The organism is Roseovarius amoyensis (assembly GCF_003260265.1).
In the GTDB taxonomy this organism is placed as follows: Bacteria; Pseudomonadota; Alphaproteobacteria; order Rhodobacterales; family Rhodobacteraceae; genus Roseovarius; species Roseovarius amoyensis.
Window position 1 is genome coordinate 40,947 of record NZ_QITQ01000012.1, and the last position, 26,160, is coordinate 67,106.

At 64.9% G+C, this 26,160-nt stretch carries 20 protein-coding genes and 1 pseudogene; 10 read left to right on the top strand and 11 right to left on the bottom strand.

Annotated elements, in window-relative coordinates:
- Window position 1: 1 nt before the first annotated feature.
- The 4 genes from DL899_RS11650 to dctP all read right to left on the bottom strand — a co-directional run bounded on the left by DL899_RS11650 (window position 2) and on the right by dctP (window position 4,202).
- Window positions 2-1,249 (bottom strand): malonyl-CoA decarboxylase, encoded by a 1,248-nt coding sequence (locus DL899_RS11650; RefSeq protein WP_111734536.1) that lies wholly within the window; start codon window positions 1,247-1,249, stop codon window positions 2-4.
- Complete coding sequence (locus DL899_RS11655) at window positions 1,246-2,562, bottom strand: TRAP transporter large permease (protein WP_111734537.1); 1,317 nt, start codon at window positions 2,560-2,562, stop codon at window positions 1,246-1,248. Before DL899_RS11655 ends, DL899_RS11650 begins: the two co-directional genes overlap by 4 nt.
- Entirely contained in the window at window positions 2,562-3,149 is a 588-nt protein-coding gene (locus tag DL899_RS11660) for a TRAP transporter small permease subunit (RefSeq protein WP_111734538.1), read from the bottom strand. The genes DL899_RS11655 and DL899_RS11660 overlap by 1 nt, the downstream gene beginning before the upstream one ends.
- A 72-nt stretch (window positions 3,150-3,221) precedes the next feature.
- Window positions 3,222-4,202: a TRAP transporter substrate-binding protein DctP gene (gene dctP / locus DL899_RS11665; protein WP_111734539.1), complete on the bottom strand. Its 981-nt coding sequence runs from the start codon at window positions 4,200-4,202 to the stop codon at window positions 3,222-3,224.
- A gap of 138 nt (window positions 4,203-4,340) precedes the next feature.
- Between dctP and DL899_RS11670 the strand changes: the two genes are divergently transcribed.
- The 9 genes from DL899_RS11670 to DL899_RS11710 all read left to right on the top strand — a co-directional run bounded on the left by DL899_RS11670 (window position 4,341) and on the right by DL899_RS11710 (window position 14,242).
- On the top strand, window positions 4,341-4,997 hold the full coding sequence (locus DL899_RS11670) for a GntR family transcriptional regulator (protein WP_111734540.1): 657 nt from the start codon (window positions 4,341-4,343) through the stop codon (window positions 4,995-4,997).
- Between the two features lie 104 nt (window positions 4,998-5,101).
- On the top strand, window positions 5,102-5,470 hold the full coding sequence (locus DL899_RS11675) for a DUF2946 family protein (RefSeq protein ID WP_111734541.1): 369 nt from the start codon (window positions 5,102-5,104) through the stop codon (window positions 5,468-5,470).
- Window positions 5,471-5,643: 173 nt separating this feature from the next.
- On the top strand, window positions 5,644-7,797 hold the full coding sequence (locus DL899_RS11680; protein WP_111734589.1) for a NosR/NirI family protein: 2,154 nt from the start codon (window positions 5,644-5,646) through the stop codon (window positions 7,795-7,797).
- On the top strand, window positions 7,790-9,739 hold the full coding sequence (gene nosZ / locus DL899_RS11685; RefSeq protein WP_111734542.1) for a TAT-dependent nitrous-oxide reductase: 1,950 nt from the start codon (window positions 7,790-7,792) through the stop codon (window positions 9,737-9,739). Before DL899_RS11680 ends, nosZ begins: the two co-directional genes overlap by 8 nt.
- Before the next feature lie 3 nt (window positions 9,740-9,742).
- On the top strand, window positions 9,743-11,077 hold the full coding sequence (locus tag DL899_RS11690) for a nitrous oxide reductase family maturation protein NosD (protein WP_111734543.1): 1,335 nt from the start codon (window positions 9,743-9,745) through the stop codon (window positions 11,075-11,077).
- Window positions 11,043-11,939: an ABC transporter ATP-binding protein gene (locus tag DL899_RS11695; protein ID WP_111734544.1), complete on the top strand. Its 897-nt coding sequence runs from the start codon at window positions 11,043-11,045 to the stop codon at window positions 11,937-11,939. The genes DL899_RS11690 and DL899_RS11695 overlap by 35 nt, the downstream gene beginning before the upstream one ends.
- A complete protein-coding gene (locus DL899_RS11700; protein WP_111734545.1) occupies window positions 11,936-12,757 on the top strand; it encodes an ABC transporter permease in 822 nt (273 codons plus the stop codon). The genes DL899_RS11695 and DL899_RS11700 overlap by 4 nt, the downstream gene beginning before the upstream one ends.
- Window positions 12,754-13,317 (top strand): nitrous oxide reductase accessory protein NosL, encoded by a 564-nt coding sequence (locus DL899_RS11705; RefSeq protein WP_111734546.1) that lies wholly within the window; start codon window positions 12,754-12,756, stop codon window positions 13,315-13,317. Before DL899_RS11700 ends, DL899_RS11705 begins: the two co-directional genes overlap by 4 nt.
- A gap of 1 nt (window position 13,318) precedes the next feature.
- Entirely contained in the window at window positions 13,319-14,242 is a 924-nt protein-coding gene (locus tag DL899_RS11710) for an FAD:protein FMN transferase (protein WP_111734547.1), read from the top strand.
- Window positions 14,243-14,282: 40 nt separating this feature from the next.
- Here DL899_RS11710 and DL899_RS11715 read toward each other — a convergent pair whose 3' ends face one another.
- Together DL899_RS11715 and DL899_RS11720 are read right to left on the bottom strand one after the other, a co-directional pair.
- A complete protein-coding gene (locus tag DL899_RS11715) occupies window positions 14,283-16,328 on the bottom strand; it encodes an NADH:flavin oxidoreductase (RefSeq protein WP_111734548.1) in 2,046 nt (681 codons plus the stop codon).
- Window positions 16,329-16,355: 27 nt separating this feature from the next.
- Window positions 16,356-17,930 carry a trimethylamine methyltransferase family protein gene (locus tag DL899_RS11720; protein WP_111734549.1) on the bottom strand — a complete coding sequence of 525 codons (1,575 nt, stop codon included), beginning with the start codon at window positions 17,928-17,930 and terminating at the stop codon, window positions 16,356-16,358.
- Window positions 17,931-18,134: 204 nt separating this feature from the next.
- Between DL899_RS11720 and DL899_RS11725 the strand changes: the two genes are divergently transcribed.
- Window positions 18,135-19,019 carry a LysR substrate-binding domain-containing protein gene (locus DL899_RS11725; RefSeq protein WP_111734550.1) on the top strand — a complete coding sequence of 295 codons (885 nt, stop codon included), beginning with the start codon at window positions 18,135-18,137 and terminating at the stop codon, window positions 19,017-19,019.
- A 16-nt stretch (window positions 19,020-19,035) separates the two neighbouring features.
- Here DL899_RS11725 and DL899_RS11730 read toward each other — a convergent pair.
- From DL899_RS11730 to DL899_RS11750, 5 genes and pseudogenes are all read right to left on the bottom strand, one after another.
- Window positions 19,036-19,329, bottom strand: a pseudogene (locus DL899_RS11730) (ABC transporter permease subunit); the annotation flags it as partial.
- Window positions 19,330-19,344: 15 nt separating this feature from the next.
- Window positions 19,345-20,694 carry an NADP-specific glutamate dehydrogenase gene (gene gdhA / locus DL899_RS11735; RefSeq protein WP_111734551.1) on the bottom strand — a complete coding sequence of 450 codons (1,350 nt, stop codon included), beginning with the start codon at window positions 20,692-20,694 and terminating at the stop codon, window positions 19,345-19,347.
- A gap of 303 nt (window positions 20,695-20,997) precedes the next feature.
- Window positions 20,998-24,105 (bottom strand): efflux RND transporter permease subunit, encoded by a 3,108-nt coding sequence (locus DL899_RS11740; protein ID WP_111734552.1) that lies wholly within the window; start codon window positions 24,103-24,105, stop codon window positions 20,998-21,000.
- Between the two features lie 24 nt (window positions 24,106-24,129).
- Window positions 24,130-25,269, bottom strand: coding sequence for an efflux RND transporter periplasmic adaptor subunit (locus tag DL899_RS11745; protein WP_111734553.1), 1,140 nt, complete (start codon window positions 25,267-25,269; stop codon window positions 24,130-24,132).
- A 405-nt stretch (window positions 25,270-25,674) separates the two neighbouring features.
- Window positions 25,675-26,133, bottom strand: a complete 459-nt coding sequence (locus tag DL899_RS11750) for an Lrp/AsnC family transcriptional regulator (protein WP_111734554.1) — start codon at window positions 26,131-26,133, stop codon at window positions 25,675-25,677.
- Window positions 26,134-26,160: the final 27 nt, after the last annotated feature.

A 26,160-nucleotide genomic window follows, 5' to 3' on the forward strand; every position in this document is an offset into this window, starting at 1 on the left:
CCTATGCTCTTGCCTTGTCTGCGGCGGCAGCCAGTGCGCGCACCTCGGAAGAGGCGGCGACCTGGCTCGACGCGGCAAAGCGTTCGTGATTTTGCGTGACCTTCGAGAGGTCGTAAAGATAGTTGACCATGACCCCTGCCGATTGCCTCAGCCCGTTGGGCGAGGTGTCGGCACGGGCATGGACCTGATGGACCGATGCGCCGTTGCCCAGATGAAAGCGCGCGACAGGGTCCAGCGGCTCGCCATTGTCGCGCTTGGCGCGCAGCAGGTAAAGCGCGGCAAGCGCGCGCATCTGCGCATCGTCTTCGGGGACGTGATCCAGCTCTTCGTCGCGCAGCCATGCGGTGAGCCCGGGAATGGGCGACAGCGTGACGAATGTCTTGAGCCCCGGCAGTTCGATCGACAGATCGGCCGCGACCTGCTTGATCAGCGAATTGCCGAACGAGATACTGGCCAGCCCCGCCTGGCAGTTGGAGATGGAATAGAAAACGGCGGTGTCGGTCTTTTCCTCGTCCAACACCTCGCGGTCCTGGGCCAGCAGCGCCTGCACAGACCCCGGCGTGCCGCGGGTCAGCGCCACCTCGACAAAGATCAGCGGTTCGTCCGGCATCGCGGGGTGGAAGAAGGCGAAACAGCGCCGGTCGGCGGGTTCGACGCGGCGGCGCAGATCCTCCCAGCTGTGGATGGCGTGGACCGCCTCGTAGGCGATGATCTTTTCCAGGATATGGGCCGGGCTTTCCCAGCTGATCGGGCGCAGCACCAGAAAGCCGCGGTTGAACCAGCTGGCGAAAAGGTGGCGAAAGTCGAGGTCCAGCGCCATCAGCGCATCCTCGCCACGCCCCAGGCGCAGCAGGTCGGCGCGCATCTCGACCAGCGCATGGGTGGCGCCCGGCACCTGGTTCAGGCGGCGGATCAGTTCCTGGCGAGGCGGTTCGGCCGCGGCCAGAAAGGCACCATAGCTGGCTTTGGTCTGGCCCGCCTCGTAGGCGTTCAGCGCGGTGCGCACCTGCTTGGGGTTTATCGTCATCTCGCCGGCGAGGTGGTGAAAGAATTCCAGCTTGCCGTCATCGTCGAGCGTCTCGAAACGGTCAAGGATGGTGCGCGCCAACGCCTGACCCGATACCTCGCCCTGGGTTCCGATCAGTTCGGCCGCCAGTTCCGGCATCGGGCGCGTATCCGCGCGCCCGCGGCCACGGGCGCCATAACGGCGCTCGAACACCGTCGAAAGAAGGTCGGCCAGACGTGTCACTTGGCCGCTCCCATGACCAGGTCGGGCAGCCACAGCGCAATATCGGGAAAGAGGCACAACAGCACGATCCCCAGGATCATGCAGGCGACATAGGGTAGCGAGCCGACAAGGATCGTCTTGAGCTTGATATCGGGCGCGATGCCGTTGATCACATAGAGGTTCAGCCCCACCGGCGGCGAGATCAGCCCGATTTCCATGTTGATGGTCAGCACCACCGCGAACCAGATCGGATCGAACCCGGCCGAGCTGATGATCGGCATCAGGATCGGGGCGGCCATCAGGATCACGGCGACGGGCGGCAGGAAAAAGCCGGCGACCAGCAGGAAGAGGTTGATCATCCCCATCAGCACCCAGCGGTTGACATCAAGCGAGCCGATCCATTCGGCGATGGACTGGGTGATGAACAGCGACGACATCATGTAGCTGAACACGCCCGCCGCGCCGATGATGAACAAGATCATCACCGATTCCCGGGTGCTGTCGCGCAGGATCTGCCAGATCTGGCGGGGGCTCCACAGGCTATAGATGATCATCGCGATCAGCAGGCACAACAGCGCCCCGACGGCCGCCGTTTCAGACGGCGTGGCGATGCCGCCATACATGGCGTAAAGCACGCCCAGAATGATCGCCAGAAACGGCAGCACCCGCGGCAGGATCTCGAATTTCTCGCGCCAGCTGTAGTTGCCCGCCCGCAGCACATGCGCGTCACCCGAGGCCCATGTCGAATAGAGCGACCAGGCCATGAACAGCACCACCAGCATCAGCCCCGGCACGACCCCGGCCAGGAACAGCCGCCCGATAGAGGTTTCGGTGGCAATGCCATAGACGATCATGGTGACCGATGGCGGGATCAGGATGCCCAGCGTTCCCCCGGCCGCGATGGACCCGGCGGCGACGCTGTCGGGATAGCCGCGCTTGCGCATCTCGGGGATGCCCATCTTGCCGATGGCGGCGCAGGTGGCGGGGCTTGATCCGCTCATCGCGGAAAACAGCGCGCAGGCGCCCAGGTTCGACACCACCAGCCCGCCGGGCACGCGGGTCAGCCAGCGTTCCAGCGCCTCGTACAGGTCGGCGCCCGCCCGGGTCGAGGCGATGGCCGCGCCCATGATGATGAACATCGGGATCGACAGCAGCGCGAAATTGTCGAGTTTGCCAAAGAACACCTCCGGCATCAGCCCCAGCGACGCGATGCCGTCAAATACGATCAGGAAACCGGCCGAGACCACCAGCAGCCCGGCCGCGACCGAGATGCCCGAAAACAGCACCGCAATGGTGACGATGGCGACCAGCAGGCCAAGTGTCAGCGCATCCATCAGTCGGCCCTTTCGGCAAGCGCGTCGGTCAGGCCGGCGTCGGGGTCAAAGCCGAAGGGTGGTTCGATCCCGCGGGCGGCGGCATAGAGGTCGGCGGCAAGCTGCAGCGCATAAAGGCCAAAGCCCAGCGGCAGCGCCAGGTAGGGCACCCACAGCTTGGGGTTCCAGGGCGAATTCGATGTCTCGCCCCAATCCCATGCCTCGTACCAGAAATGATAGCCGTGCCACAGCATCATGGCCGTGACCGCCAGCGTGAGCAGCAACACCAGCAGGGCCAGCACCTTGCGTGCCCCCGCCGGCAGCATCAAGGGCAGCAGATCGACGTTCACATGCCCGCGGGTGTACTGGACATAGGGCAGCCCCAGCATGGTGGCGGCGATCATCATGAAGGTGACGCCTTCGGTCTGCCAGATGGTCGAGCCGTTCAGAACAAAGCGGATAAAGATCATCTGGCAGGTGACGGCGACCGATGCCATGATCAGCAGCGCGGCGGCGATGCCAGCAATCTGGCTGAGCAGCCCAATCGCGTGCAGAATCGGATTGCCGCCGTGGCGGGCGGATGCGGTGGCGTGGGACGTACCGGACATTTTGGCGCCTTCCGTTGTCAGTTGGTTGGCGGAGGTGCCGGGGGCGGCGGGCCGCCCCCGGACCGTGACCTTTTATTCGACCGAAAGCGCCAGGTCGAGCAGGCGTTGACCGTCGGGCGACCCTTCGAGGAACGCCTTATAGGACGTTTCCTTGGCAAGGGCGCGCCAGGCGTCGAACTCTTCCTGGGTCATGTCGGCGATCTCGACGCCGTTCTCGGCAAAGACGTCGCGTGAGTTGCCGTCCTGTTTCTTGGCCTCTTCGAGATAGTACGCCTCGGCCTTGGCGGCGGCGTCCAGCAGGGCCTGCTGTTGTTCCTCGGTCAGGCCTTCGAACACCGACTTGTTCATCAGCATCGGCTGATACATGAACCACAGCGCGAAATCGCCGGCAGGTGTATAGCAGGCCACCTGTTCGTAGATGCGGTAGCTGACGAAGGACGAGGACGAGGTGTTGGCGGCGTCCAGCACGCCGGTCTGCATGGCGTTATAGAGCTCCGAAGATGCCATCGACGCGATCGAGGCGCCTGCGCCCGCAAGCATCTGCTCGAACGCCTTGCCGGCGGCGCGCATCTGCAGCCCGGCGACATCCTCGGGCGCGGTGAGGCACTTATCCTTGCCGGCAAAGCCACCGGCCAGGTAGCCGTGCACCAGCACCATCACGTCATCCTCGGCCATGATCTTTTCGATCTCTTCCATGAAGGCCGATTCGTTGAGGCGCGCGGCGTGATCGTGGTTTTTTACCAGCCCCGGCATCAGGGTCAGGTTGTAGGCGTTGCGCAAGCCGCCGGCATAGGACAGCGGGAACACCGTCATGTCGACCTGGCCGCGCGACAGGGGTTTGTACTGCTCGCGCGCTTTGAACAGCGACTGGCTGGGAAAAATCGTGATTTCCAGCCCGACATCGGCGGCGGCGACTTCGTCGGCGACGATCTGGGCGACCTTGTGGCGGACATCGGCCTCGGACCATTGGTGCGAGACGCGCAGTTCCTTGGCCTCGGCGCCGATGCTGAAGGCGGCTAGGGCCGCCAGGGCCAGTGATGCTGTGAATTTCATGCTGTTTCCTCCCGTTGAAATGGCCCGGCTACGGGCGCATCGCTCAGCAAATCGCAGATTCTGCGGTTTGGGTCAATATTTTTGTATACAAAAGACGATCTCTTGTTTGAGTAAATCGTTTTCTGTATACAAGCGGGCATGGAACGCAAACGCTCCGATACCATTGCCGAGGCGCTTGAGGGCATGATCCTCGAGGGTACGTTCGTCGATGGCGAACGCTTGGACGAGGTCCAGCTTGCCGAACGGTTTTCGGTGTCGCGCACGCCGCTGCGCGAGGCGCTGCAGCGGCTGGCCCTGTCGGGGCTGGTCGAGCAGATCCCGCGCCGGGGTGTCTTTGTCCGTCAGCCCGGCCCGGTCGAACTGGTCGAAATGTTCGAGGTGATGGCCGAGCTGGAATCGGTCTGCGCCCGGCTGGCCGCGTCGCGGATCACGGATGCCGCGCTGGCCGAGATGCGTGCCGTCAACGTACGCTGCCAGCGCGCGGTCGAGGCGCATGATACCGATGGCTATTATTATGAAAACGAACGCTTTCACGCCATCCTCTACCGCCATTCCGGCAATGGGTTCCTGGAAAAGGAATGCAAGCGCCTGTTTCGCCGGCTGACGCCGTTCCGGCGGCTGCAACTGCGCCTGCGCGGGCGTCTGCGGCAATCCATGGCCGAACATGAGGCGATTGTCGCTGCGCTGGAGGCGGGCGATGCACTGGCCGCGTCCGATGCGATCCGCCGCCATGTCGCGGTGCAGGGCGAGAAATTTCACCACCTGATGAGCACATTGAAATCGGCGGCCGAATAGGTCACGATCAGGTGCAGCGGGAAAAGATAAGTTTTTTACACTTGATTTGTTCAGGCTTGACCTCGGTCAATTATTCTCGGGCCGAGTTCAGCTAGATCGCAGGCATGATCCGCACCCGGTTAGATATCCTTTTTGGCATGATGCTGTCGTTTGCCCTGATTCTGGGCAGCACCGCAGGTGTGCTTGCCAAGACCGGTCAGCCGGGGCTGATCTCGATGGTTATCTGCACCGATGGCGGTGCGACGACGGTCCTTGTGGACAAGACCGGCCAGCCGGTCGAACAGGCGCCGCTTTATGATTGCCGCGACTGCCCGGTCTGCACGCTGCATTGCGACGCTCTGACCGCTCTGCCCCCGCACGTGGCAGAGCCGGGCCAGGTCGCCCGCCACCTGTCACCCCGAATCGAAGAGTCGCGGCACATGGGAATTTCGCGCCCGTGGAAACGTGCCCGCGGCCCCCCGAAAGAGAACTGAAAGACATGGTCGTATCCGTACTCCCCCCCGTATCCGCTTCGCTCGCCTTCGAATCGCCGCGTCCGACCTGCACCCAGACCGCGACGCCGCGCCCGAAAACCGTTCATTCCCATATAACGACGTTTCTGATCCTCCTGTTGGTCGTGGCCAGCCTGGCGGCGCTTGCCGTGCTCATGGCCCAGCCGGTACGGGCACAGGCGGGGTCGGTTTTGGCCCAGTACATATCCGAGGTCGCCGCCGCAGACTTGGTCGAGGGGGCGGATGCCTTTGGCCCGGTGCGCGATGACGTACCCGTCGCGCCGCTGCTCAAGGGGGGCGAGCGCATCGGCTGGGCCTTCATCACCTCGGATTACGTGGGCACCACCGGCTATTCCGGCAAACCCATTCACACCATGGTCGCGGTCGATGACGCGGCGGTGGTGCGCGGTGTCAAGCTGGTCAAGCATTCCGAGCCGATCGTGCTGATCGGCATCCCCGACAGAAAGATCCAGGCGCTGGCCGCCGACTATGCCGGGCTCGACCTGGTGGCAGAGGCGACTTCGGGCGGCACGACGCATGATCTGAAGATCATCGCCGGGGCCACCGTCACCATCATGGTGATCGACGACTCCATCGTTCGGGCCGGGCTCAAGGTGGCGCGCCGGCTGGGGCTGGGCGGGCTGAGCGCGCCCGAGGCCGACACCGGGCCGAAATTCGAGATCAACCCCGATGCGCAGGCCGCCGGCGACTGGATGACGCTGGAGGGTGACGGCACCCTGCGGCGGCTGTCGCTGGACGTGGGGCAGATCAACGCCGCATTCGAGGCGGTCGATGACCCGCGCGCCGCCAAGCGCCCGATCAAGGACCCCGCCGACACCAATTTCATCGAGATGTACATGGGGCTGGTTTCGGTCCCGGCGGTGGGCGAGGCGCTGCTCGGCCCGGCGGAACACGCCAACATGCAGGGCTGGCTGGAAGAGGGCGATCACGCCATCATGATCGCTGGTAGGGGGATGTATTCCTTCAAGGGGTCGGGCTATGTGCGCGGCGGCATCTTCGACCGGATCGTTCTGATCCAGGGCGATGTGTCGGTGCGCTTCCGTGACCGCATGCACCGCCGGCTGGGCGCCATCGCCGCCGAGGGCGCGCCGGATTTCAGCGAGCTCGATCTGTTCCGCATCCCGGCCGATTCCGGGTTCGACCCGACCGAACCCTTCCGCCTGCAACTGCTGGTGCAGCGTGACGTAGCGGCGATCGAGCGGGTCTTTACCACCTTCGAGATGGGCTATCGTCTGCCCGACCAGTACCTGCGCCCACTGCCGGCTGCGGCGCCCCCGGCCGAAACCGCCGAGGCACGCGCCGTCGCCGACCAGGAAGAAAGCGCAGCCCAGGCGGCGCTGTGGAAACGCATCTGGAAGGACAAGACGGTCGAGATCGCCGGGCTGTCCCTGATGCTGCTGGTGCTGACGGCGGCGTTCTTTTTCCAGGGCGTGCTGACACAGTCAGAAAAGGTGACCTTCTGGTTCCGGATGTCGTTCCTGACCGTCACGCTGGTGTTCCTGGGTTGGTACACCAACGCGCAACTGTCGGTCGTCAACGTGCTGGCATTGTTTGCCGCGCTGACCACCGATTTCAGCTGGCAGGCGTTCCTGCTTGATCCGCTGACCTTTATCCTGTGGTTCGCGGTGGCGGCGTCGCTGATTTTCTGGGGGCGGGGGGCCTATTGCGGGTGGCTGTGTCCCTTCGGCGCGCTGCAGGAACTGACCAACCGTTTCGGGCGCTGGCTGGGCATTCCGCAATGGACCCTGCCCTGGGGCCTGCACGAACGGCTGTGGCCGGTGAAATACATGATCTTCCTTGGTCTGTTCGGGGTCTCTCTGACCTCGCTCGAACAGGCCGAGCACCTGGCCGAGATCGAGCCGTTCAAGACCGCCATCGTGCTGAAATTCATGCGCGCCTGGCCGTTTGTCGCCTATGTCGCGGCGCTGCTGATCGCCGGGCTGTTCGTTGAACGGTTCTATTGCCGCTATCTGTGCCCGCTGGGCGGGGCGCTGGCGATCCCGGCGCGGATGCGCATGTTCGACTGGCTCAAACGGTACCGCGACTGTGGCAACCCCTGCCAGACCTGCGCCCATGAATGCCCGGTCCAGGCCATCCACCCGACCGGCGAGATCAACCCGAACGAGTGCGTGAACTGCCTGCATTGCCAGGTTCTGTACCAGTCGGAAACCAAATGTCCGGTCGTGATCCGCCGCAACAAGCGGCGCAAGAGCGCCGCACGAGGCGCCGCCGATCTTGACCGTGTCATCACCAATCATCCCAACCAAAAGGAGAAGACAAATGTCTGACAAGACACCGAAAACCGGTCTCAGTCGCCGCGCCATGCTGGGCGCGACTGCCGGTGGCGCAGCCTTGCTGGGTGGTGCGAGCGGCGCGCGGCTGGCGCTGATGGGTGGCGCCGCAGGCGTTGCGGCCACGGCGGCAAGCACGACCGCGGCCCATGCTGCCGGCGATGGCATCAACCTGGCCCCGGGCGAGCTGGATGAATATTACGGCTTCTGGTCGTCGGGCCAGACCGGCGAGATGCGCATTCTGGGCTTTCCGTCCATGCGCGAACTGATGCGGGTTCCGGTATTCAACCGCTGCTCGGCCACGGGCTGGGGGCAGACCAACGAAAGCCTGAAAATCTTTGAGGAGGGCATGCTGCCCGAAACCAAGGCGTTCCTGAACGCAAACGGCAAGCGTGTCCACGACAACGGCGACCTGCACCATCCGCACATGTCGTTCACCGACGGCACCTATGACGGGCGCTATCTGTTCATGAACGACAAGGCCAACACCCGCGTTGCACGGGTGCGCTGCGACGTCATGAAATGCGACAAGATCGTCGAAATCCCCAACGCCAAGGCGATCCACGGCCTGCGCCCGCAGAAATTCCCGCGCACCGGCTATGTCTTTGCCAATGGTGAAGATGAGACGCCGATGATCAATGATGGCTCGGTGCTGGATGAGCCCGACAAGTACGTCAACTTCTTCACCGCGCTTGACGGCGACACGATGGAAATCTCCTGGCAGGTGATGGTGTCGGGCAACCTCGACAACACCGATTGCGACTATCAGGGCAAATACGCCTTTTCGACCTCCTACAACTCGGAAATGGGTATGAACCTGGCCGAGATGACCGAGAACGAGATGGACCATGTCGTCATCTTCAACCTCAAGGAAATCGAAAAGGGGATCGAGGCCGGCGACTACCAGGAACTGAACGGCGTCAAGGTGATCGACGGGCGCAAGGGCCAGAACAAGAAATACACCCGCTACGTGCCCATCCCCAACAGCCCGCACGGCATCAACACCGCGCCCGACCAGCGTTATGTGGTCGTGAACGGCAAGCTGTCGCCGACCTGTTCGGTGCTGGACGTGACCAAGATGGACGCGCTGTTCGAGGAAGACGCCGATCCGCGTTCCGCCGTGGTGGCCGAACCCGAGCTGGGCCTCGGGCCGCTTCACACCGCGTTCGACGGCAAGGGGATGGCCTATACCACGCTGTTCCTGGACAGCCAGATGGTGAAATGGGACCTCGACAAGGCCGTGCGCGCCTATGCGGGCGAAGATGTCGACCCGATCGTCAGCAAGGTCGATGTGCACTATCAGCCTGGTCACAACCACACCACCATGGGCGAAACGAAAGAGGCCGATGGCCGCTGGCTGATCTCGCTCAACAAGTTCTCGAAGGACCGGTTCCTCAATGTCGGCCCGCTCAAGCCCGAGAACGAGCAGATCATCGACATCTCGACCGATGACATGAAGGTGGTGCATGACGGCCCGACCTTTGCCGAGCCGCATGACGTGGTGCTGGTCCGCCGCGACATCGTCAATCCGGTCAACGTGTGGGATCGCAACGACCCGATGTGGGCCGATACCCGCCGCCAGGCCGAGGCCGATGGCGTCGATATCGACGACTGGAACGAAGAGGTGATCCGCGACGGCAACAAGGTCAGGGTCTACATGACCAGCGTCGCGCCGACCTTTTCGCTCGAAAAGTTCGAGGTGACCGAAGGCGACGAGGTGACGGTGATCGTGACCAACCTCGACGACATCGACGACCTTACCCACGGGTTCACGCTGAACAACCACGGCGTGGCGATGGAGGTCGGGCCACAGGCGACCGCGTCGGTGACCTTCACCGCCGCCAAGCCCGGCGTCTATTGGTACTATTGCCAGTGGTTCTGCCACGCGCTGCATATGGAAATGCGTGGCCGGATGCTGGTCAGGCCGAAAGGCGTCTGAACCATGCTGTCGCGTTTTCTGCTGCTCGTTCTGGCGATTGCCGCCGCGCCGATGGCGTGGGCGGGGATGCTGGCCGTGCCGGCAGAAAACGGGGCGCTGCAAACCGCCGTTGCCGGGGCCGACCCCGGCGACGTGCTGATCCTGTCACCGGGTCGCCATGCCGGCCCGGTGACGCTGGCCCGGCCGATCACGATTGACGGCAAGGGGCACGCAACGATTGAGGGCGACGGCACCGGGTCGGTCGTTACCGTCACCGGGGCCGACATAACCGTGCGCGGGCTGACCATCACCGGATCTGGCAGCGATCACCAGACCATCGATTCCGGTGTGCAGCTGACCAAGACCGCCCGCCGCGCGGTGATCGAGGGCAACCGCATCCTTGGCAACCTCTACGGCGTCGACATACACGGCGCCGATGACAGCATTGTGCGCGGCAACGTGATCGTCGGCCGCCAGGATCGTCGGATGAATGCGCGCGGCAACGGTGTCTATGTCTGGAACGCGCCGGGCGCGCAGGTGATAGGCAACGACATCCGCTATGGCCGCGACGGCATTTTCGTCAACACTTCGCGCCGGAACGTCTTTGCCGATAACCTGTTTCGCGATCTGCGCTTTGCCGTCCATTACATGTACGCCCATGACAGCGAGGTGTCCGGCAACATCTCGATCGGCAATCACTTGGGCTATGCCCTGATGTATTCCGACCGGCTCAAGGTGCTCGACAACCTGTCGCTTCATGACCGCGATCACGGGTTGATGCTGAACTATGCCAACAGTTCGGACCTGCGCGGCAACCTGGTCTGGGGCGGGGCCGAGAAATGCACCTTTATCTATAACGCCCACCGCAACCTGATTGTTGGCAACCGGTTCGAGGGCTGCGATATCGGTATCCATTTTACCGCCGGGTCGGACCGCAACGCGCTGACCGGAAACGCCTTTGTCGGCAACCGTACCCAGGTGAAATATGTCGGCACGACCGATGTGGAATGGAGCTTTGACGGCACCGGCAACTATTGGTCCGATCATGCCGCCTTTGACCTGGATGGCGACGGACAGGCCGACAGCCCGTTTCGCCCCAACGATTTGATGGACCATATCCTGTGGTCGCAGCCGGCTGCGGCCTTGTTGGTGGGTGCGCCGGCGGTGCAGCTGATCCGCTGGTCGCAGTCCAGTTTCCCCGCCACGCTGCCGGGCGGGGTGGTGGACAGCCACCCGCTGATGACCCCGGTCGAGATCGACATTCCCGCAGATATCCGCGACCTGGCCCGGCAAGGCGCCGGAAAATGGCGCGACGGAAAGACAGATGACACAGAGTTTGACCCTCTCACGGCTCACTAAGAGCTATCAGGACACAAAGGCGCTGCACGACGTGACGCTGTCCGTCGGCGCGGGCGAACGCGTGGCGTTGCTGGGCCATAACGGCGCCGGCAAGTCGACGCTGATGAAGATCGTGCTGGGGCTGATCCCCTATGACAGCGGCGAGGTGCGCGTGCTGGGCGCGCGGCCCGGTTCGGCGGCAGCGCGCGCGGGTGTGGCCTATCTGCCGGAAAACGTGGCTTTTCACCCGGCGCTGACCGGGCTGGAACAGATCCGTCATTACCTGCGCCTTCGCGGCGAGCCCGCGCAGTTGGCGCCCGACCTGCTGGCGCGGGTGGGGCTGGCGGATGCGGGCAAGCGGCGGATCGGCACCTATTCCAAGGGGATGCGCCAGCGTGTCGGACTGGCACAGGCGCTGATCGGGCGGCCGCGCCTTTTGGTGCTGGACGAGCCCACCAGCGGGCTGGACCCGGTGTCACGGCGCGATTTTTACACGCTGCTGGATGATCTGGCCGCCGATGGCGCGTCAATCCTGTTGTCGAGCCATGCCCTGACCGAGGTCGAGGCGCGCACCGACCGGCTGGTGATCCTGTCGGGCGGGCGGCTGGTGACACAAGGCAGCCTGACCGATCTGCGCCGCCAGGCGGCGCTGCCCGTGGCGCTGCATGTTGTCCCGCGCGAGGGGCAGGGCGCGCGCCTGGCCGAGGCACTGCCGCAGGGGCGGATGAACGGCACCGGGGTGTACCTGGATTGTGCGCCCGACGCCAAGCTGGCGACGCTGTCGCGCATTACCGCGCTCGGCGGGATCGTGGCGGATATCGACGTGATCCCGCCCAGCCTGGAAGACATCTACAGCCACTTCAGCCGGAGGGACGGGCAATGAGCCGGATACTGGCCACCGCACAGACCGAGTTCCTGATCGCGCTGCGCAATCGCTGGGTCACCATCGCCGTGGCGATGATGGTGGTCTTTTCGCTGGTGCTGGCGGCGGCGGGGTCGGCGCCCTCTGGCGCGCTGGGCGCGGACCGGCTGTCGGTGACGGTGGCGAGCCTGACTTCGCTGTCGGTTTACCTCGTGCCACTTGTGGCGCTCTTGATGTCGTTTGACGGCATCGCCGGCGAGGTCGAGCGCGGAACGCTGCCCTTGGTGCTGACCTACCCGGTTTCGCGGGCCGAGCTGATCCTCGGCAAGCTGCTGGCGCATCTGGGGGTTTTGTCGGTCGCCGTGGCGGCGGGCTATGGCAGCGCTGCAGTGGCGGCGGTGGCGACCGATGCGGATGCGCTGGCCGGTCTGCCGGCCCTGTGGCGGCTGATGTGGACGGCGGTGCTGCTGGGGGCGGCGTTCCTGTGCCTGGGCTATGCGCTGTCTGGTCTGTCGCGACGGCCATCGGGGGCGGCGGGGCTGGCCATCGGGCTGTGGCTGGTGATGATCGTGCTGTACGACCTGGGCCTGCTGGCGGCGGTCGTGGCCGACGATGGCGGCTGGTTCACGACCGAACTGTTCCCCTGGCTGTTGGTGCTGAACCCCGCCGACGCCTTTCGCCTGTTCAACCTGGCCGCGTCCGAGGCGACGGCCGCCGCTGCTGGCATCGGCGGCGCGGCGGGCGCGATCCCGCCCGTGCAGGCGCTGGTGTCGCTGGTGGTTTGGCCGCTGGCGGCGCTGCTGGCCTCGGTGCTGATATTCCGAAAGGTGACGCCATGAAACGCATCCTTGTCCCGCTCTGTATGGCCCTGCTGGTGGCGTGCCAGCAGGAAGCGGCGGAAAAACCTCAGGCGGTGACGATGACCGAGGTCGCCGTCGGCCATTTCTGCCAGATGAACCTGCTGGAACATCCCGGGCCCAAGGCACAGGTACACTTGGACGGGCTGGCGGGCACGCCGCTGTTCTTTTCGCAGGTGCGCGACGCCGTGGCCTATCTGCGTATGCCCGAACAAAGCCACACCATCGCCGCCGTCTATGTCAGCGACATGGGTAGCGCGCCAAGCTGGGACGCCCCCGGGCGCGACAACTGGACCCTGGCCGAGACCGCGCACTATGTCATCGAGTCGGGCCGTGCGGGCGGCATGGGCGCGCCCGAGGTGGTGCCCTTTGCCGACCGCCCCGCCGCCGAACGCTTTGCCGCTGCTCATGGCGGGCAAGTGGTCGGGCTGGATGACATCCCCGACGCCGCCGTTCTGGCCCCCCAGACCGCGGGGGACGAGGGCGACGCCGACGAGTTCAAGATGCGCCTCAGGGCGCTGTCCGAGGAAAGGATCAACTGAGATGCAACCGCTCTCTCGCCGCCGCTTTCTGACCATCGCAGCCTGTGCCGGGGTGTTTGCGCCGGGGGCCTCTGCCGCCGCCGGGGTAACGCAATGGCGCGAAACCGCGCTGGGCGCACACGTCACGCTGACCCTGTCCCATCCGGATGCCGAAACCATCGCCGAACGCGTCTTTGCCGAACTGCACAGGCTTGAGACAGTGTTCAGCCTTTACCGCGAGGATACCGCCCTTGTTGCGCTGAACCGCGACGGGCACCTGCCCGCGCCGCCCTTTGAACTGCTGGAATGCCTTGGCCTGTGCGGCCGGGTGCATCGCGCCACCGGCGGGGCGTTCGACCCGACGGTGCAGCCGCTCTGGCGGGCCCATGCGCGGCAACTGACCAATGGCGCGCCCGACCCCGAAGGGATCGAACAGGCCCGCGCGCTGGTCGGCTGGCAGGGCGTCGCGTTCGACAGCGGTTCTGTGCGGCTGGCGCGCCCCGGCATGGCGCTGACGCTCAACGGGATCGCGCAGGGCTATATCGCCGACCGGGTGGCGGCGATGCTGCGCCGCGAGGGGCTGAGCGAGGTGATGGTCGATACCGGCGAATTGCACGCGCTGGGCGGGCATCCGGGCGGCGGCGACTGGCCTGTGACGCTGCAGGCGCCGGATGGGGACGTGCTGGGCCGGGCGGGGCTGCGCGATGCGGCGCTGGCCACCTCGGCGCCCGCGGGGATGCGGCTGGGCGGCACCGGGCCGGGGCATATCCTGAACCCGGCCACCGGTCGGCCCACCGGGGCGCGCTGGCGTCTTGTCAGCGTGACCGGGCCGAGCGCGGCACTGGCCGATGCGCTGAGCACCGCGTTCTGCGTGATGGATGACCGCACGGCGATGGAACAGGCGCTGGCGGCCTTTCCCGGCATGGGGCTGATGCACCTGTCCTGACAGGGCCGGCACGAGGCCGGCCTCGCGGGGGTGCTGGCGCTCAGATATCCTTCACCAGCCGCAGCGCGTCATAGATCGCGGCATGGGTGTTGCGGGCGCTTACCGCGTCGCCGATCCGGTAAAGGCGGAACTTGCCCTGCGCGTTGCGTACCACCTCTTGCGGGCGGCCGGCGATCAGCGCGTCGTAATCGACCGCACCGCCGTTCAGCGATTGCGGCTTGAGCTCGAAATAGAGGTCCGCCAGCGGCATGGTGCCGTAGTTGACCACCACTTGGTCATAGTGCTTTTCCGAGGTGAAATCGCTGTAGTCGGTGCCGATCACCGCCTTGAGCAGGTTGCCGTCGCGTACCACGTCGCGCAGGCGGCGGGTGACGGTAAAGGTCACGTCCTTGTGCTGCAGTGCGCGCATGTAGGGCACCAGGTTCATCGCCATGATGTCGGGCGCAAAGCTGCGGTCGGGGGTCATCACCTCAACGCTGGCGCCGGCATCTGCGGCCACCTCTGCCGCCATCAGGCCCGGATGATCGCCGCTTTCGTCGTAGATCAGCACGTTCTCGCCCGGCTTCACGTCGCCCGAGATCAGATCCCACGCGGTGACGACCAGCGGGTGTTCCTGCCCGGTCTCAAAGAGCTCGGTATTGGGCAGCCCGCCGGTGGCCACGATCACCACGTCCGGGTCCAGCGCGGCGACATCATCGGCCTCGGCCCAGGTGTTAAAGCGGAACTCGACATCGCGGGCGGCGCACTGCGCCATGCGCCAGTCGATGATGCCGATCATCTCGCGCCGGCGCGGGTTGAGCGCGGTCAGCCGCACTTGTCCGCCGGGGTCGGGCTGGGCCTCGAACATGGTGACCTTGTGCCCGCGTTCGGCGGCGACGCGCGCGGCCTCCAGCCCCGCGGGGCCTGCGCCGACCACCACCACGCGCTTGCTGTCGGGTGCCGGGGTGATCTGGTGGGGCATCGACTGCTCGCGCCCCGTGGCCGGGTTGTGGATGCACAGTGCCTCGCCCGCCGCATAGATGCGGTCAAGGCAGAAGGTGGCGCCGACGCAGGGGCGGATGTCGTCCTCGCGTCCCTCGATGATCTTGCGCACGATACGCGGGTCGGCCATGTGCGCCCGGGTCATGCCGACCATGTCCAGAAGCCCCGCCGCGATGGCGTGGCGGGCGGTGGCGACGTCGGGGATGCGCGCGGCGTGGAAGGTGGGCATGCCGGTGGCCTTTTTCACCTCACCGGCGAAATCCAGATGCGGCGCGGTCTTCATCCCCTGCACGGGGATGACATCGGTCATCGCCGGGTCGGTATGGATGCGGCCCCGTATCACGTTGAGGAAATCGATCATGCCGCTATCGGCCAGGCGTTTTGAGATCTCCAGCCCCTCTTCGGGGGTGATGCCGCCAGCCTTTGCCTCGTCCGCCGTATAGCGCAGCCCGACGATGAAATCGTCGCCCACGCGTTTGCGGATGCCTTTCAGAACATCCCAGACAAGCCGCATCCGGGAGTCGAGGGTCTGGCCGCCATAGGGCCCGTCAAGGTCGTTGGTCAGCGGCGACCAGAACTGGTCAAGCAGATGGCCGTAGACCTGCAGCTCTATCCCGTCCATGCCGCCCTCTTTCATCCGCTCGGTGGCATCTGCAAAGTCGGCGATGATGCGTTCGATATCCCAATCCTCGGCCAGCTTTGGAAACGCCTTGTGCGCCGGTTCGCGGTGCCTAGTCGAGCTTACAGAGGGCAGCCAGTCGCCCTTGGACCAGCCGGTGCGCCGGCCCAGGTGGGTCAGCTGGATCATCACTGCGCAGCCGTGTTCGTGGCAGGCGTCGGTCAGGTTCCTGATCCACGGCACGACCTCGTCCTTGTAGGCCAGGATGTTGTTGAACACCGGCGGGCTGTCACGGCTGACGGCGGCCGATCCTGCCGTCATCGCCAGCGCCACACCGGCGCGCGCCCGCTCGGCGTGATAGGCGGCGTAACGCTCTTTCGGCATCCCGTCCTCGGGGTAGGCGGGTTCGTGCGAGGTGGTCATGATCCGGTTGCGCAGCGTCAGGTGTTTCAGCTGATAGGGCTGCAACAGGGGGTCGTTGGACATTCTCTTTCTACCTTGCTCAAGTCTTGCTCAGTACCAGGCGTCGGGCATGCCGGCCTTTTTGCGGGCGATAAAATCCTTCAACGCCTCGTCGGTGGCCTCATTCATCGGCGGCGCCTCATAGGCGGCCAGAATACCCTTCCACCGCGCGTTGGCGCGTCTGGCACTGTCGATGCTGCCCTGTTCTTCCCATGTTTCATAGGGCTGATCGTCATTCAGTGCGCTGTCCCAATAGGCGGTTTGATAATGGCGCAGGGTGTGATCGGTGCCGAACAGGTGCTCGCCCGGTCCGTTCTGCGCCAGCGCCTCGATGCCGAGCGTGTCGTCGTTGACCTCGATCCCCGCCAGGTAGGCGTGCAGCGCCCCGGCCATGTCGCAATCCATCACGAATTTCTCGTAGGACATCGACAGCAGCCCGTCGAGGAAACCGGCGGTGTGCAGGATATAGTTCGCCCCGCCCTGGATGGCCGACATCATCGACATCATCGCCTGTTGCATTGCCTGCCCGTCGGGCCGTTTGGAGGTGCTGAAATTGCCCGCGCAGCGCAGCGGCAACTGCAGCCGCCGCGCCAGTTGGCCCATCACCAGCGACCCCAGCGCCGGTTCGGGCGTGCCGAATGTCGGGCTGCCCGAACGCAGCGACATCGACGACAGGAACCCCGCCAGGATCGCCGGTGCGCCGGGGCGGACCAGCTGCGTCAGCGCGGCCGAGGCCATCGATTCCGCCAGGCATTGCGCCACCGATCCGGCCATTGTCAGCGGCGACACCGCGCCGCCCAGCAGGAACGGCAGGTGGATAGAGCCCTGTCCCGCCCCGGCATAGGTGCGGATGCCGGCGGTGGTGACCCCGTCCAGGACCAGCGGCGAGGTGGTGTTGAAATTGCCCATGATCACGCAATTCTGGTCGACGAAATCCGCCCCGAACAGGATGCGGCACATCTCGATGCTGTCGGCGGCGCGTTCGGGCGCGGTGATCGAGCCCAGAAAGGCGCGGTCGGAATAGCGCATATGGGCATAGACCATGTCGAGGTGGCGTTTGTTCACCGCCACGTCGGTGGGTTCGCAGATGGTGCCGCCGGAATGATGCAGCCAGGGCGAGGATTGCGCCAGTTTCACCAGGTTCTGGAAATCCTCGATGGTGCCGTAACGGCGCCCCTTGTCGAGATCCATCACGAAGGGCGATCCGTAGGCGGGCGCGAACACCATCGCATCGCCGCCGATTTCGACATTGTTGGCGGGATTGCGTGCGCATTGGGTAAAGCGGGCCGGCGCGGTGCGCAGGATCTCGCGCAGCATGCCGGGTTCAAACCGGATGTTCCACGCCTCGCCCGATGCCGGGCGCACCTCGGCCCCGGCGTCGCGGTAAAGGCGCATCGCCTCGGCATCCTCGCGCAGCTCGATCCCGATCTCGGCAAGCATGCGGTCGGCGGCGGCCTCGATCCGGTCCAGTGCGTCTTCGCCCAGCAGGTCGTAGGGTGGGATCTTGCGGGTGATGAAGGGCACGCGCAGATGTGTGTTCTGACCGGGTGCGGCGCTGCGCATGCCCCGGGTCCGGCCCCGGCGGGTGCGGCGGGCGGCGCGCTGGGCCGTCTGGATTTCCGACATCGGCGGGGTCCTTTCAGGGGCGGGTCCTGGCCCGTGGTTTCCGGCGGCGCGGTGACCGCGAATGGGGCACGATCCCGCGCGAAGGGCGGTTTCGCAATTGCCAAAAAATTCATGATGGATTAGAAGAACTAATGCACAAAAATGCACTATGACGACAATAAAGCGCTGAAACCGACATCATGAGCGACTTGTAGTGAGGTCAGCTTGCCCCAACGTCCCTATGGCCTGCCCCCGATGAGCGCGCTCGTGGCGTTCGAGGCCGCTGCCCGGCATGTCGGCTTCAAGGCCGCCGCGCGCGAGTTGAACGTCACCCCCGCCGCGATCAGCCACCAGGTCAAGGCGCTGGAGACAGAGCTGCGCTGCCTGCTGTTTCACCGCAATCACCGCGGGGTCGAGCTGACCGAAACCGGGGCCTATCTGCTGGTGGCGCTGCAGCGGGGTTTCGAGGCGATGGGCGACGCGGTCGATCAGCTGCGCAAGCGGTCGAACCGCGCCTCGGTCACGATCGGGGTGACGACGGCGGTCAGTTCGCTGTGGCTGACGCCCAAGCTGGCCCAGTTCTGGAAGGCGCATGGCGACGTTTCGGTGGCGCAGATCGTCAGCGACACGGGCGGGCAGGTGCCGGCGGATTGCGATCTCAGCATCCATTACGGCGATATGGCGCGCGACAGCGGCGGGTGCAGCGTGCTGTTTCACGACCGGATCATGGCGCTGGGCAGCCCGCGCTTCGCCCGCGCGCATCCGGTGTCGGATGCCGCCGAACTTGCGGCGCTGCCGCTGATCCATTTCGATTCCGGCGTCACCGGCTGGACCGACTGGCCCGGCTGGTTTCGCGTGCGGGGGCATGATGGGCCCGTGAACAGCAGCCACCGCGTCAACAACTACGTCATCGCCCTGCAGGCGGCGCGTGACGATATGGGCGCGGTGCTGGGCTGGGTCGGGCTGACGCACAACTATATCGACAACGGGCAACTGGTGCCGCTCTTGCCCGACGAGGTGGAAACGGTCGAGGACTTTTATGTCAAGCTGCACCCGCACGCGTCAGAGCGGGCCAAGCTGGTGCATGACTGGCTGCTGGCCTCGGCCTGACGGGGGCGTGCGTGTGTCAGTTGCCCGGAACCTGCCGTTCGAACCGGCGAAAGATCAGCGCGATCACCCCGGCGATGACCATATAGACCAGCGCCAGCAGCAACAGCGGCTCGTAGACGATGAAGGTATCCGAGCGCACGCGTGGTGAGACCGAATAGATCTCGACCACGGTGATTGTCGCCACCAGCGGGGTCGCCTTTAACTGCAGGATCGTTTCGCCCCCCAGCGTCGGCAGGACATTGCGGATGGCCTGCGGCAGCCAGATAGGGCGAAAGATGGTAAGGCGCGGCATGCCAAAGGCGCGCGCTGCCGCCGGTCATGTCGTTCAGACCACGCCGAGGGCGCGCATCGCCTCGGCCACGCGCACGAAGCCGGTGATGTTGGCCCCAAGGACATAATCCCCGGGGGCGCCGTATTCCTCGGCTGTTCTGGCGCAGCGGTCATGGATGCCGTCCATGATCTCGGCCAGCCGCTCTTCCGTCCGCTCAAAGGTCCAGCTGTCGCGAGAGGCGTTTTGCTGCATTTCCAGCGCCGAGGTGGCCACGCCGCCGGCATTCGCCGCCTTGCCGGGCGCAAATAGTGTGCCGGCCTCGCGAAATGCCTGCACGGCCTCGGGGGTAGAGGGCATGTTCGCGCCCTCGCCCACGGCAACAACGCCGTTCTTGATCAGGGCTTTCGCATCCCTTCCGGACAGCTCGTTCTGGGTCGCGCAGGGCAGTGCCACCTCGCAGGGGACATCCCAGATGGAGCCGCCGTCGATGTAGTGCGCGCCTTTCCCCTTTAGCTGGGCGTATTCGGAAATGCGCGCGCGCCGGACCTCCTTGATCTGCTTGACCAGGTCCAGGTCGATGCCGTTTTCATCGACGACATAGCCGTTGGAATCGGAACAGGCGACGATCTTTGCGCCGAACTCCAGTGCCTTTTCCATGGCGTAGATGGCGACGTTGCCCGTGCCCGAAACGACGACGCGGCGCCCTTCAAAGCTTTCTGACCGGGTGCTCAGCATCCGCTGGACGAAATAGGCGGTGCCATAACCCGTTGCCTCTGTGCGGGCGCGCGAACCGCCGTGGACCAGCGCCTTGCCGGTCAGAACGGCGGCCTCGTAGCGGTTGGTCAGGCGTTTATACATGCCGAACATGTAGCCGATCTCGCGCCCGCCCACGCCGATATCACCGGCCGGAACGTCCGTGTATTCACCCACATGGCGGTGCAATTCGATCATGAAGGACTGGCAAAAGCGCATGATCTCGCGGTCCGAGCGCCCGCGCGGATCGAAGTCCGACCCACCCTTGCCGCCGCCGATCGGCAGGCCGGTGAGGGCGTTCTTGAATATCTGCTCGAAACCCAGAAACTTGACGATGCCCAGGTTGACGGAGGGGTGAAAGCGGATGCCGCCCTTGTAGGGACCCAGCGCCGAGTTGAACTGCACGCGGAAACCGCGGTTGATCTGCACCTGCCCGTTGTCGTCGATCCACGGCACGCGAAAGATGATCTGGCGTTCGGGTTCGCATATCCGTTCGATCAGCGCGTCTTCGGCATAGCCGGGGTGCTTGGCCACCACGTGGCCGAGGCTTTCCAGAACCTCCCTCACTGCCTGGTGAAACTCGGCCTCGCCGGCGTTGCGTTGCAGTACCACATTCAGGATCGGCTGCAGTTTCTCGTCAATCTGGTTCATCCCATCTCCTAAATTCTGTCCTATGGGTGTGCCTGGCTGGCGAACGGACACGCCGAAGGCCGGACGACCCCGCGTTGCTGACCGAAATGCCGGCCGCAAGTTATGAAATGTCCGTGTCACCATATTGCCGTCAAAAACCGGGGCGCGGGTGTTGCCAGACGCAGAGCACCTAATCCAGAGACGTCGGACCGCCAAGACCGGGTGGCCCGATATTCGCCGTTTGGACGTCAGTCAGAATGACGCAGGGCGGGCGCCTGGGAATAGTCCGTTCGTCACCCTGACGCGGTTGCCGACACGTGCGATCTAGTGCTTGGTGCCGGTGCCGATACGAAAGAGCCGGGTGACGATCATGAAGAAGAGCGGAACAAAGATCGTGCCCAGCACCGTGGCCGAGATCGTCCCGCCCAGCACGCCAGAGCCGATCGCGTTTCGCCCGCCAGAGCCCGCGCCGGTGCTCAGCACCAGCGGCAGAACGCCCAGAGAGAACGCCATCGACGTCATGACGATGGGCCGGAAACGCTGACGCGCGGCGGTAATCACCGCGTCGATCACCCGTTCGCCCGCCTCGTGGCGTTCGCGGGCGAATTCCACGATCAGGATCGCGTTCTTGCCGGTCAGCCCGATCACCGTCAGCAGGCCGACCTGAAAGAAGACGCCGTTCTCGAACCCGCCCAGCCAGGCGCCCAGCAGCGCGCCCAGCACGCCGATGGGCATCGCCAGCATCACGGCGAACGGGATTGACCAGCTTTCATACAGTGCGGCGAGGGACAGGAACACCACCGCCAGCGACAGCGCGTAGAGCAGCGGTGCCTGGTTGCTGGAGTCGCGCTCCTCCAGCGAAAGCCCGGTCCAGGCCACGTCGTAGCCGGGGCCGAGTTGGGCCGCCAGGCGTTCTATCTCGGCCATCGCCTCGCCAGAGGTGACGCCGGGGGCAGGCGAGCCCTGGATCTGCATCGAGGGCGTGCCGTTGTAACGGTAAAGCCCCTGGGCGCCGTATTCCCAACTGCCTTCGGCGAAGTTGGAGAACGGGACCAGCCCGCCGTTTGCGTTGCGCACGCGCCATTTGTCGATGTCCGATGGTGTGGCGCGGTCATCGGCCTCGCCCTGGACGTAGACGCGCTTGATGCGGCCCTGGTCGATAAAGTCGTTCACATAGGTGCCGGCCCAGGCGACCTGGAGCAGGTTGCCGACATCGGTCGGGGTCAGCCCCATCGCGCCGGCCTTGCGCCAGTCGATATCGAGATTGAACTGCGCTGCGTCCTCCAGCCCGCTGGGGCGGACAGAGCCGATCAGGGGGCTTTGGGATGCCATCCCCAGCAGCTGGTTGCGGGCCGTCAGCAGGTCGGCGTGGCTCTGACCGCCGCGCGCCTGCAGGAAGAAATCAAAGCCCGAGACGTTGCCCAGTTCGATCACCGAAGGCGGCACCACCGGAAAAACCATCGCATCCCGGATTCCCATGAAGGCGCCGAATGCCCGGCCCGCCAGCGCCTGAACGCTTTGCTGGGGCAGGGGGCGCTTGTCCCAGTCCTCGAGCTTGACAAAGGCGATGCCCATGTTCTGCCCCTGGCCGGAAAAGCTGAATCCGACGACGCTGAACATCGACTTTACCATGCCCTCTTCCTGGGTGAGGTAATAGTTTTCGACCTGCTTTACAGTCTCCCGCGTCCGCTCGGCGGTAGAGCCGGTGGGCGCCTGTATCAGGGTGAAGAGAATGCCCTGGTCCTCGTCTGGCAGAAAGCCGGTCGGGGTCCGGACGAACAGGAACGCCATCGCGGCCGCAAGCATCAGGTAGATGGCCACGACGCGGAAGGGGCGGCGCACGCTCCAGCGGACGGTGCCGGTATAGCCGTTGGTCAGCCCGGCGAAGAAGCGGTTGAACCAGCCGAACGGGCCGCGCCGCGTCTGCACGGTCTTGGGCTTGAGCAGCGAGGCGCACAACGCCGGTGTCAGGGTCAGCGCGACGACCACCGACAGCACCATGGCCGAGACGATGGCGATGGCGAATTGTCGATAGATTACACCGGTCGAGCCGGGAAAGAACGCCATCGGCACGAACACCGCCGACAGCACCATGGCGATGCCAATCAGCGCGCCGGTGATCTGGCCCATCGATTTGTGGGTGGCCTCGCGTGGCGAAAGACCCTCTTCCTCCATGATGCGTTCGACGTTCTCGACCACGACGATCGCGTCATCGACCAGCAGACCGATCGCCAGCACCATGGCCAGCATCGTCAGGGTGTTGATGGTAAAACCGGCCACGGCCAGCACGGCGAAGGTGCCCAGCAGAACCACCGGCACCGCCAGCGTGGGGATCAGCGTGGCGCGCAGGTTCTGCAGGAACAAGAGCATCACCAGAAAGACCAGAACGATGGCCTCGAACAGGGTCTTGACCACCTCCTTGATCGAGATCTCGATAAAAGGCGTGGTGTCGTAGGGGATCACGTATTCGACCCCCTCGGGGAAGAAGCGCGCGAAATCCGCCATCCGGTCCTTGACCACCTGGGCGGTGTTCAGTGCGTTGGCGCCGGGGGCCAGGCTGATGGCCATGCCCGCGGCCGGGTTGCCGTTGAACCGGGCGATGGTGGCATAGTTCTCGGCGCCGATCTCGACCCGGGCGACATCGTCCAGCAGAACCAGCCCGCCATCGGTTTCGGCGCGCAGGACGATCTGGCGAAAATCCTCGGGCGTTCTGAGCAGCGACTGCGCGGTGATCGTGGCGTTCAGTTGCTGGCCCTCGCTGGCGGGGCGGGCGCCGAACGAACCGGCGGTGATCTGGGCGTTCTGCGCCGATACCGAGGCGACCACGTCAGCCGGCGACAGCTTGAACGCGGCCAGCTTGGCCGGATCGAGCCAGATCCGCATCGCGTATTGCCCGCCAAAGACGTTGACCGACCCCACGCCCTGGATGCGGCTCAGCTCGTCCACGAGGTTCGAGACCATGTAGTCGGCCAGATCGACCTGTTCGAGCTTGCCGTCGCTGGAAATCAGACCAACCACCATCAGGAAGCCAGCCGATGATTTTTCGACCTGCAGCCCCTGACGCTGAACGATTTCCGGCAGCAGCGGCGTGGCCTGGCTCAGCTTGTTCTGAACCTGGACCTGCGCGATGTCCGGGTCGGTTCCGGTCTCGAATGTCAGCGTGATCTCGGCCCGTCCCGACGATGTGGAACTGGACGACAGGTAACGCAACCCGTCAAGCCCGGTCATCTGCTGTTCGACGACCTGGGTGACGGTGTTTGCCACGGTGTCGGCCGAGGCGCCAGGATAGGTGGCGCTGACCTTGACCGAGGGCGGTGCGATCTGCGGATACTGCGCCACCGGCAATAGCTGGATCGCCAGTGCGCCGATACCCATGATCAGGATCGAGATGACCCAGGCAAAGACGGGGCGGTCGATGAAAAAGCGGGCCATTTCAGACGCTCCGGTTTCTGGGTATCATTCCGACGCGTCCTGGTCAGAGGCCGGCGCGCTTTCCTGTGCGTTGACGGTCGCGCCGGGGGCGGTCTTTTGAAAGCCCTCGATCACGATCCGGTCTCCCGCCGACAGCCCATCGTTGATCACCCAGTCGGTGCCGCGATCCTGCAGGATCGACAGCGGCCGTTCCTCGATGACGCCATCGGCGTTCACGACCCAGGCGGTGGGCCGGTCGCGGCGGTCACGCACCAAACCCTGTTGCGGCAATAGGAACACGTCCCGGGCCACGCCCACGGGCATCTCGACCTGCACATACATGCCCGGCAGCAACAAGAGGTCGGGGTTGGCGAACTGCATTCGCAGGGTCACGACGCCGGTCAGCGGGTCGACATTGGGTTCCGCCGCCTGCAGGTGGCCGGTATGGCCGTAATCCGAGCCGTCCGCGAGCATCAGCCGCACGGTGCGGTCGGCGCCGGTCAGCAGTTCCTCGGTCTCACCGCGCCGCCAGCGCAGCAGGTCGGCGGCCGATTGGGTCACGTCGACATTGACCGAGTCGATGTTGCGGATCACCGCCAGCGGTGTTGCCTGGCTGGCAGTGACCAGCGCGCCCTGGCTGGTCTGCGACAGGCCGATCTGCCCGGACAGCCGGGCGCGGATGGTGGTGTGCGACAATTCGATTTCGGCCGAATTCAACTGCGCCTTTGCCAGTTGCAGCGCGGCAACGGCTGAATCCCGCGCCGACAGCGCATCGTCGAGCGCCTGCTGGCTGGCGACATTGCGGGCCTGCAGCTCTTTCAGGCGCTTTGCCTCGCGTTCGGCGGCGCGCAGCTGGGCTTCGGCCTGGGCGACGCCGGCGCGGGCCTGCTGAACCGCGGCCTCATAGCTGGCCGGGTCTATCTTGTATAGCGGGTCGTTCTCGGCCACCTGGGCGCCCTCTTCAAACAGCCGTTCGGTGATGATGCCGTTGACCTGGGGCCGCACCTCGGCCTGGGCCGAGGCCGCGACGCGCCCGGGCAGGGTGGTGGTCAGGGTGATCGTCTCGGGCTGGACCGTGACGACGGTGACGGTCGCGGGCGGCATTCCCTGCTGCTGGGCGGATGCAGCGGAAACGAGCCCGATGCTGGCGGCGAGGGCCAAAAAGATCCGTGCGGGGGATGTCATGGCGATGCTCTCCCAAAGCGTTAGGTGCGGGATGCCAGACGCCCTGGGACATCTCGCAATCATGTCGAGATAAAGAGGGCGTCATTGAATGGCAAGTTCCGAGTCGAAGCGATAGCGCCAAGATGAAACGACGTTCGTAACAGTTTCGTGAGGTGCCGCAGGCCCCGGCCGGATCGAAAGCCCGGTCATTGCGTCGTTCAGGCAGCCTTGTTCTGGCTGACTCATATTAATAGGAGGCCTATGGAAAACTCATGACCAATGAAACGTCACCTTCTCACCTTCTCACCTTCTCACCTTCTCACCTTGTTGCCGGCTTGTCGCCGGAGCTGTCCGTCGCGGGGTGGCCCAAAACGCCGCAACCTTTGTCGCTGCGGGGTCCGCCGGCGGCGGAGCATCAACCGGCGGTCAGTTCGGAGGCGGAAAGACTGACGTTCTCTTGACGGTGCTGTAGACGAAACTGGTGTCGATAGAGGCCACGCCCCCGATGGGATGGATGCGGTTTCGGATGAAATCCTCGTAGGCCTTCAGATCGGGCACCAGCACACGCAGCTGGTAATCCATCGCGCCGGTCAGGATGTGGCATTCGAGGACCTCGTCGATCATGCGCACCCTTTGTTCGAATTTCCTGACGTCGGGTTCGTTGTGGCGCTCCAGCCGGATGCGCACGAAGATGGTGATCGGCAGCCCGTAGGCGACGGGATCCACATCGGCGCTGTAGCCCTGGATGACACCCGACGCTTCGAGGTTTCTGACCCGGCGCAGGCAGGGCGACGGCGACAGGTTCACCGCCTCTGCCAGGTCCTGGTTGGTCATCCGCCCGTTGCGTTGCAAGGCGCGAACGATATCGCGGTCTTTCTGGTCCATGATTTCCTCCGATTGGCAGGATATGCC

Bases quoted from the DNA above. Each gene is read 5' to 3' on its own strand.
- DL899_RS11655 (WP_111734537.1), bottom strand. From the start codon at position 2,562: ATGGATGCGCTGACACTTGGCCTGCTGGTCGCCATCGTCACCATTGCG.
- DL899_RS11660 (WP_111734538.1), bottom strand. From the start codon at position 3,149: ATGTCCGGTACGTCCCACGCCACCGCATCCGCCCGCCACGGCGGCAAT.
- dctP (WP_111734539.1), bottom strand. From the start codon at position 4,202: ATGAAATTCACAGCATCACTGGCCCTGGCGGCCCTAGCCGCCTTCAGC.
- DL899_RS11670 (WP_111734540.1), top strand. From the start codon at position 4,341: ATGGAACGCAAACGCTCCGATACCATTGCCGAGGCGCTTGAGGGCATG.
- DL899_RS11675 (WP_111734541.1), top strand. From the start codon at position 5,102: ATGATCCGCACCCGGTTAGATATCCTTTTTGGCATGATGCTGTCGTTT.
- DL899_RS11680 (WP_111734589.1), top strand. From the start codon at position 5,644: ATGGCCCAGCCGGTACGGGCACAGGCGGGGTCGGTTTTGGCCCAGTAC.
- nosZ (WP_111734542.1), top strand. From the start codon at position 7,790: ATGTCTGACAAGACACCGAAAACCGGTCTCAGTCGCCGCGCCATGCTG.
- DL899_RS11690 (WP_111734543.1), top strand. From the start codon at position 9,743: ATGCTGTCGCGTTTTCTGCTGCTCGTTCTGGCGATTGCCGCCGCGCCG.
- DL899_RS11695 (WP_111734544.1), top strand. From the start codon at position 11,043: ATGACACAGAGTTTGACCCTCTCACGGCTCACTAAGAGCTATCAGGAC.
- DL899_RS11700 (WP_111734545.1), top strand. From the start codon at position 11,936: ATGAGCCGGATACTGGCCACCGCACAGACCGAGTTCCTGATCGCGCTG.
- DL899_RS11705 (WP_111734546.1), top strand. From the start codon at position 12,754: ATGAAACGCATCCTTGTCCCGCTCTGTATGGCCCTGCTGGTGGCGTGC.
- DL899_RS11710 (WP_111734547.1), top strand. From the start codon at position 13,319: ATGCAACCGCTCTCTCGCCGCCGCTTTCTGACCATCGCAGCCTGTGCC.
- DL899_RS11715 (WP_111734548.1), bottom strand. From the start codon at position 16,328: ATGTCCAACGACCCCCTGTTGCAGCCCTATCAGCTGAAACACCTGACG.
- DL899_RS11720 (WP_111734549.1), bottom strand. From the start codon at position 17,930: ATGTCGGAAATCCAGACGGCCCAGCGCGCCGCCCGCCGCACCCGCCGG.
- gdhA (WP_111734551.1), bottom strand. From the start codon at position 20,694: ATGAACCAGATTGACGAGAAACTGCAGCCGATCCTGAATGTGGTACTG.
- DL899_RS11740 (WP_111734552.1), bottom strand. From the start codon at position 24,105: ATGGCCCGCTTTTTCATCGACCGCCCCGTCTTTGCCTGGGTCATCTCG.
- DL899_RS11745 (WP_111734553.1), bottom strand. From the start codon at position 25,269: ATGACATCCCCCGCACGGATCTTTTTGGCCCTCGCCGCCAGCATCGGG.
- DL899_RS11750 (WP_111734554.1), bottom strand. From the start codon at position 26,133: ATGGACCAGAAAGACCGCGATATCGTTCGCGCCTTGCAACGCAACGGG.